The 8,045-nt window shown below is 58.0% G+C and carries 6 protein-coding genes; 1 reads left to right on the forward strand and 5 read right to left on the reverse strand.

Annotation, left to right across the window (positions count from 1 at the left end; genetic code table 11):
- Window positions 1–112: 112 nt before the first annotated feature.
- The 5 genes from rhaA to BG52_RS14295 all read right to left on the reverse strand — a co-directional run bounded on the left by rhaA (window position 113) and on the right by BG52_RS14295 (window position 7,013).
- Window positions 113–1,393: an L-rhamnose isomerase gene (rhaA, locus tag BG52_RS14275; protein ID WP_036586313.1), complete on the reverse strand. Its 1,281-nt coding sequence runs from the start codon at window positions 1,391–1,393 to the stop codon at window positions 113–115.
- A 59-nt stretch (window positions 1,394–1,452) separates the two neighbouring features.
- Complete coding sequence (locus tag BG52_RS14280) at window positions 1,453–3,522, reverse strand: bifunctional rhamnulose-1-phosphate aldolase/short-chain dehydrogenase (protein ID WP_036586315.1); 2,070 nt, start codon at window positions 3,520–3,522, stop codon at window positions 1,453–1,455.
- A gap of 378 nt (window positions 3,523–3,900) precedes the next feature.
- Entirely contained in the window at window positions 3,901–4,986 is a 1,086-nt protein-coding gene (locus BG52_RS14285) for a Gfo/Idh/MocA family protein (protein WP_036586317.1), read from the reverse strand.
- Window positions 4,973–5,992, reverse strand: coding sequence for an AraC family transcriptional regulator (locus tag BG52_RS14290; protein ID WP_051587990.1), 1,020 nt, complete (start codon window positions 5,990–5,992; stop codon window positions 4,973–4,975). Before BG52_RS14290 ends, BG52_RS14285 begins: the two co-directional genes overlap by 14 nt.
- 31 nt (window positions 5,993–6,023) lie before the next feature.
- Entirely contained in the window at window positions 6,024–7,013 is a 990-nt protein-coding gene (locus BG52_RS14295; protein ID WP_036586319.1) for a Gfo/Idh/MocA family protein, read from the reverse strand.
- A gap of 329 nt (window positions 7,014–7,342) precedes the next feature.
- On the opposite strand from BG52_RS14295, the gene BG52_RS14300 reads away from it, so the two are divergent.
- On the forward strand, window positions 7,343–8,045 hold a 703-nt coding region (locus BG52_RS14300; protein ID WP_081793916.1), incomplete at its 3' end, for a DsbA family oxidoreductase.

Genomic DNA, 8,045 nt, shown 5'->3' on the forward strand with positions numbered 1-8,045 from the left:
AACGGTGGATTTCCTCCGCCTCGATCCTCCCGCCGTTCAATCGGCCGAGCAGCGCCCTTCCGCTGCTTGCGCCTAAATCATATGCGATAATCGTCATCCGCAGGCACCGCCCTCAATTAACAATCGATGCTCGTGAACCGCGCTTCAGCAGCACATTCTGCTCATAGGTCTTCACTTCCGCCAGCCAGTTTTCCCGCACGGGCACTCCGGACTTGTCGCAGTAGTAATCCCACACGGCTCCGAACGGATAGGACTTGAACTCTTCGGTCAGCGCAAGGCGCGTAGTGAAATCGCCGTCAAGCTCCGCTTTTTTCAATGCTTCAACCGGCTCGAGCATGGCGCGAAGCAGTGCCTTGATCGTGTTGCGCGTGCCGATCACCCAAGCCGCGACCCGGTTGATGCTGGCATCGAAGAAATCGAGGCCGATATGCGTCGTGTCGAGCAGCCTGCTGCGCACAAGTTCGCGGCCGATGTCCAGCAGCTCGTCGTCCATAACGACCACATGATCGCTGTCCCAACGCATCGGGCGGCTCACGTGGAGGAGGATGCCGCTCGTGTACAAGGCAAGCGATGACAGCTTGTTCGAAATCACCTCCGTCGGGTGAAAATGCCCCGCGTCCAGGCATATCATTTTATGGTTCTGAATGGCGTAGCCCATATAGAACTCATGTGAGCCGACCGTGTACGCTTCCGAGCCGAGCCCGAAAAGCTTGCTTTCCACCGCATCCAAATGATGGCTCGGATCCAGCTTCTCGGCAAATACCTCATCGAGCGACGCCTTCAGGCGTTTTCTCGGCGCCATTCGGTCCGCCGGGGTATCCTTGTAGCCGTCCGGCACCCATACGTTCGTCACGCAAGTTTGGCCGAGCTGCTCGCCGAAATAGGCGCCGATTCTGCGAGACGCCTTGCAGTGGTCGATCCAAAACCTGCGAACGGCCGGATCGGGATGGCTGAGCGTCAGGCCGTCCTTGGACATCTCATGCGAGAAGCAGGTCGGATTGAAATCCAGTCCCAATCCCCGCTCGCGGGCCCAGTCGACCCACCGCTGAAAATGGCGCGGCTCCAGCTCATCCAGCTCCGGCTTCTCCTCCGTGTCGGCGTAAATTGCATGGAGATTGACCTTGTGCTTGCCCGGAATGAGCGAAAATGCCTTCTCCAGGTCGGATCGTAATTCGTTCGGCGTCCGGGCTGCCCCGGGATAATTGCCGGTAACCGAGATACCGCCGGTTAACGCCTGATCCTGAAACAGAAAGCCGCGTACATCGTCGCCCTGCCAGCAATGAACCGAGATTTTAAGTTTCTCCAGCTCCCGAAGGACCTGGTCCACATCGATTCCGTGCTGCGCGTACAGTTCCTTCGCCGCCTCATAGCTTTGACGGATTGGCTCTTGCATCTTATTCCCTCCCATGGGCTTGACTCGTTTATTTATCCCGGTTATTTGCAATCACCCTTTTATCGGGTGAATGCCGCAGGCACGCCGCCGTCAATCGTCAGCATGCAGCCGGTCGTTTTCTCCGCCTTGGACGATGCAAAAAAAGCGATTCCTTCGGCAATATCCGCCGGATAAATGTTGACGAGTAGCGTCGTGCGTTTGCGATAATATTCCTCTAGCTGATCTGGTTCGATGCCGTAAGCGGCGGCACGCTCGTTGCGCCAAGCGCCGTTCCAGATCGCCGAGCCTTGCAGAATCGCATCCGGCAGCACCGTATTGACGCGGATGCCGAACTCGCCGCCTTCGGCCGCGATGCAGCGCGCCAAATGGGCTTCAAGCGCTTTGGCCGCGCTGTAGGCCGTCGCATTCTTGCCGGCGTAAATGGCGTTTTTGGAGCCGATAAATACCATGCTGCCGCCGATTCCCTGTTGCTTCATCAGCTTGAACGCCTCTCGCGCCACGAGAAAATAACCGGTGCCGAGCACGTTCATATTCAGGTTCCATTCCTTCAACGACGTTTCATCGAACGGGCTCGAGGTCGCCAGGCCCGCATTGTTGACGATGATGTCCACGCCGCCGAAGGTGAGCGCCGTTACCGCGTAGGCATCTGCGATCTGCTCCTCGCTCGTCACGTCCATCTTGACCGCGATCGCTCGGCTGTCGCCGTGCCGGGCATTGATTTCGTCCGCTACCTTCTGCGCGCCCTCCAGATTTAAATCGGCGAGCACGACGTGCGCGCCTTCGGATACGAGCCGGCGGGCCGTTTCGCTGCCGATGCCGCCCGCGCCGCCGGTGATGAACGCGACCTTGCGGGAAAATTCGGCTTCCGCCGGAGCCAGCGAAAGCTTGTAAAGCTCAAGCGGCCAGTACTCGACGTTGTACGACTCGTTCTCACTCAGCGATACGAAATTGCCGAGCGCCGTCGCGCCGCGCATAACCGCAATCGCACGGTGATACAGCGCGCCGCTGATCCGGGCCATCGCCCAATTTTTGCCTGTATTGATCATCCCTATACCCGGGATGAGAATGACGCGCGGCGCGGCCTCGAACATGATGTCGCCTTGATTGCCGTTGCGTTCGAAATAGGCTTGATACTGTTCTTTATAAGCGGCGATGCTTTCTTTCAGCTTCGCTTTGAGTCCTTCCGCATCCTCGGCGTCCGGCGTCCACTCGATGAACAACGGCACTACCTTCGTATGCACGAGGTGGTCCGGGCAAGCGGCCCCGATCTGCGACAGCTGCGGCGCATCCATGCCGCCAACGAATTGCAGGACGTCGTCTCCGTCGTCGAACGTCAGCAGCATTTTTTTCGCGTCGCTCACCGCTCCGCGTACGGTCGGCATCACTTGTGCCGCTATGCTTCTGCGCACATCGGCCGCCAGCGCTGCATGCTTCGCGCCGCCGAACAGCTTCGCGTCATCGACGCGCGCTTCGATATAGCGTTCCGCTTCGCTGATGATCCTGATCGTTTGCGCATAGCAGGCTTCCGCTGTCTCGCCCCAGGTCACGAGACCGTGCTTCTCCATTAGCACAAGCTCCGCGTTCGGGTTGGCAAGCACGCCCTCGGCGATCATTTTGGACAGCTTGAAGCCCGGACGGATATACGGCACCCATACAAACCGGTCGCCGAATATTTCCCGGGCCACGGCCTGTCCGTTATCCGCGCAGCACAGGCTGATAATCGCGTCCGGGTGCGTGTGGTCTACGTGCTTGAACGGGAGAAAAGCATGCAGCAGCGCCTCAATGGAAGCTCGCGGATGCTTGGCGTCGATCATGCAGTTGGCAAGATATGCGACCATCTCTTCGTCCGGCATCTCGTCGCGCTCGAACAAGGGCCGGATGTCCTCCATACGGAGGCCCGTAAAATTGCCGGCTTTCATCGACGCCAGATCGGAGCCGCTTCCTTTTACATACATCACTTCGACGTCACGGCCTCTGAAATCCTTCACGACTGTCTTGCTCGACGTGTTGCCCCCGCCCCAGTTGCAAACCCGGCGATCCGCTCCGATGATGTTCGAACGGTAAATCAGCTCATCCAGGCCGCCCTGTAGCTGCGACGCCTGATCGTTGTTCCACAAGCTTTGCACCATGGTAACGCCTCCGAAATCAAAATTTGTTTAGTTTTGATTGTTTGATATAGCGAGTATACCATTTTTGTTTTTGTTTGAATACCATAATATCAAAAATAAACAAACACTTTTTGGGGGAAGCGGTCCGACCGGCCGCCCTAAATGTGTTCCATGCCTCAGAATGCCGCTAATCCGTATCTCGCTATTTACAACGAGGACTGGGTCGCATTTTCGACAAAATCACAGCCAAAAAAATCTAACAATTGTAACAATTCAGCGAATTTTGCTATTGCCCGAGAAATAGGAAATATTTTTGGAGAGGACCAGCGGCGTGGCAGCTCACCCATGAGAAAAAGCCCCGCGTCTCTCCATTGAGACACGGGGCCGGGCCAACCATTTTTACGCGTACACCGGCAGTTCCACCGACACTTCCCGCTTCGCTTCGGCAGACCGGAAAACGCCGTCGATGATCGCTTGCTGAATCAGAATTTGCTCGCCGGGAATCGGCGCATCGCGGCCGTCGCGCACCGCTTCGGCAAAGTCGCGCACCTTCTCGAAGAACAGATCGAGACGGTGCTCGATCAGCGGAACCTCGGTCTGCGTCAGGCCGCCGAAGTCGTCATGATACAGCATCATGGAGCCGATGCTTCCATCCCATACGCCCGACCACGGGCCGGAGCCGTAAGGCAGAACCTTCAAGCCGGCGTTCGTGCCGAGGAACATCGTCGGCCCAAGCGTATCCATGTGCATCGCCCAGGCGATTTTGAACTGCAGCACCATATCGTTCTCGAAGCGGATCATCGCCACGCCGAAATCCTCCACCTCGAAATGAATCGCTTCGGCATGGTACAGCGGATTGGTGCCGAAATGGCTGGACGCAAAAGCGGATACCGAAACGGGCCGCGGGTAGCCTAGCGCATTCAACGCCATATCGAGCGAATAGCAGCCGATATCGGCCATGGCGCCGGCGCCCGACAACGACTTGCGAATGAACGTTCCGCCCGGCATGCCGCGTCGGCGACCCCCGCCCGTTTCCACATAATACACGTCCCCCAGGCGGCCTGACCGGATAATATCCTGCAGCCGCTTCATGTTCGGGTCGTAACGTGGCTGAAAACCGATCGACAGCATGCGGCCCGTTTCCCGCTGCGCCTGCACCATATCCAGCGCCTCATCCAGCGAGACCGCCATCGGCTTCTCGAGCAGCACATGCTTTCCCGACCTTAACGCATCCACCGTCGTCCGGTGGTGGGAGGCGTTCGGCGTGCAAATGCTGACGGCGTCGAGCCCTTCCGCCAGAAGCTCCGTATGGCTGTCGAAGGCAGCCGCGTCCGTCAACCCTGCCGCCGCCACGAATTCGAGCGCCTTCCCCGGCACAACGTCCGCGACCGCCGTCACCTCCACAAAGGGCAGTTTTTTATACGCCGCCGCATGCGCCCTTGCGATTCCGCCGCTTCCGATAATGCCGACTTTAATCTTGTTCAACCCGATCCTCTCCTCTGCTTGAATTCCATTCAAGGGTTTTATCGTATGTGTTGCGGTACGCCGCCGGGGTCATGCCAAACCGCTGCTTGAACACCGGATATAAATAGTTCGGATTCGCATAACCGTTCCGCAAGGCGATATCTTCAACCGGCCTCGTGCCGTAAGCGAGCTCGTAGCAAATCCGCTCCAGCCGGGTTTTCTCGAGCCGCGCGTGGAAAGTCGTGCCGCCTTCCCTGCGAAAAACGCGCTGCAACTGCCTCGCACCGACGCCGACGGCCGACGCCACCTCCTCCAGCGTGATCGGGCGCGACGCGTTATCGTCAATGTATTGTTTCGCAAGCTGAAAACGGTGGACCGACATGTCCCGCTCCGGGATCGCTCCCGCTTCCTCATCCGGCGCCAACGCCCTTGCGGCGCTGCATAAAATATGAATCACTTCCTGCCTGATCGAGGTGTAGAAGCCGACCGTCTGCTCCTCCCAGACGCGGTAGGCGTTCAGGAAGCCGGCCATGGCATTGAACCGGTCCGCGACCGGAGCGGGCGGGCTCTCCCGCAAAATCCGCACGATCTCAGCCGCTTCCCGGGCTTCGATATCGCCGCCCCAGCCTTCGGGGGCCGCCGCATCCGCCAGCGGAACGATCTCGCAGTGCAGGCACAGCTCCGCCATCGGATCCGCCGGATCCGACCATTGCTGATGCAGCACGCCCGGTCCGGTCAAATAAAACATCCCCTCGCCCAGCTCGAACTCCCTCTCCTCCAGCACCACCTTGCCTTTGCCCTGCGGGATGAAGTGAAACTCGAATTCCGAATGCCGGTGAAAAGGGATCGTGCTGTCGCCCGGAAAACGAACCAGATGACAATGCAAAACATGTATGCCGTAATTCCCCCATCGAAAACGAAGGTCGAGACGGTCCAGCGCTTCCTTCCTTCTCTCCATGCGGGCATAAGGAAAAGGCGTGCGCGCCGGCTTCCCTTCATATCCGTTACGCCTCGAATTGTCCTTCAACGCGCCGCCCCTCCTCCTGTAAAACGGTCCGTTACGCCTCCAGCTCCCCGACCGCTATCGGACGGCCTTCCGCCGCCGAGCGGTTGGAGGCCTCCATCAGCTTGGTCAGGTCAACGGCCAGCGCGATATTTTCGTCCGCCGCCGTTCCGTTCAAGATATGATCGACCCACTGGTTGAACGCGATCGGCCGCCGGCTCAGCAAAGGCACCGTTTCCCATTCACCCGTTCTTCCGGCGCTTCTGATTCTGATTTCCGCCTCCGGAAAACCGAACAGCAGCGTTCCGTCGACGCCGTGGATCTCAATCGAGAACGGCGAGTGGCGGTTGACGAATCCGGCCTCGACGATCCCGAGCGCGCCGTCCGGATAAGAAAGCACCGACACCGCGTTGTCCTCAACTTCTTTTCCGGTCACATAGCCATAATGGGCGGTTACCCGCTCCGGCATGCCGAGCAGCAGGCGCACCAGATACATCGGATGGCAGCCGAGGTCGATGAGCGCTCCGCCCCCACATTGCTCCAAAGAGTAGAAATGCTCCGGCAGCCAGCCCGCGGTCGCCCCGTTATGCGACAGGCGGACTCTCGCCATCGTCAATTGTCCAAGCGGCTGTTCCTCGAGCAGCGCGCGCAGCGTCACCGTGTAGTCATCGTAAAGACGCGGCAGAGACACGGTCAGCTTGACGCCGGCCTCGTTCACCGCCGCCAGAATCTCGTTCACTTCCTTCAAGGTCGGCGCAACCACTTTTTCCGTAAAAATGTGTTTGCCGGCCTTCGCCGCCTGCACCATCACATCGCGGTGCCGGCTCGTCGGGGTATCGACCACAACCGCATCGATCGAAGCGTCGCCCAGCAGGTCGTCCAAAGACGCCACGAACGGGACACCGTATTTCTCCGACATCGCTTTGCCGCGCTCCGGGTTCTCATCCCAAATCGCCGCAAGTTCGGTTTCGGGATGCTTCACCGCATAGCCGGTGTATTCCTCCGCATGCACATGCCAATAACTGATCATGCCGATTCGAATCATCATCACACGCTCCCAACTACAAATATACGACACAAAAATAAAATAACATAGCAAAAGCTATGTTATAAATGAATTTAAACGTCAATTAAACTATGAAATTACGACATCAACCAGAATGTCGACTGCAAGCCTGTTTCATCCCCGTTACTAGCCCGCCTTGTGCCTGCTTGCGCTTTCGTCAGGCCTTTCCGCCGCCAAGTTGACTTTGCTTTTTATTGTAACTATAATTGTTACAGATGACAGCCGCATCCCTTAGAGCCGGCACCTCATCCCTATTTGAATCGAAAGGAAGGAACGTACATGTCCATTTATATTACGAGGTGCCCCCTATGAAGGTTGAAATTTGGTCCGATTATATGTGTCCGTTCTGCTATATCGGGAAACGCAAGTTTGAAGCAGCGCTGGAGTGTTTTGCCGGCAAGCGGGACGTGGAGGTTATCTACCGCAGCTTTGAGCTTGACCCGAACGCCGAGCGGAATGTCCAGCATAATGTACATGACTTGCTGGCATCGAAATACGGCATGAGCCGTGAGCAGGCGATGTCGATGAACGGCGATGTCGGCCGTCAGGCGCAAGAGGTCGGACTCGCGTACCGTTTCGATACGATGATTCTGACCAATACGTTCGATGCCCACCGACTCTCGCACTTCGCAGCCGCGCAAGGTAAGGCGCACGAAATGACGGAACGTTTATTGAAAGCCTATTTCATCGACTCCAAGCATATCGGCGATCATGAAACGCTGACCGAACTGGCAGCTGAGGTCAGTCTCGACAAACAAGCGGCGGCCGAAATGCTTGCAGGCGGCGATTATGCCGTGGACGTGCGTTTCGACGAACAGGAAGCGGCCCGGTTCGGCATTCGCGGCGTTCCTTTCTTCGTTATCAACCGCAAGTATGCCGTTTCCGGCGCCCAGCCGAGCGAGGTTTTCCTCCAGGCGCTGCAGAAGGCGTGGGAGGAAAAGGAGCCCCTCACCATCTTGAACGATCCGGCGGACGGCGCCGACGGCGCGCTTGACGCGGCTTGCGCCGACG

The sequence above is a fragment of the Paenibacillus darwinianus genome, from assembly GCF_000598065.1.
In the GTDB taxonomy this organism is placed as follows: domain Bacteria; phylum Bacillota; class Bacilli; order Paenibacillales; family Paenibacillaceae; genus Paenibacillus_I; species Paenibacillus_I darwinianus.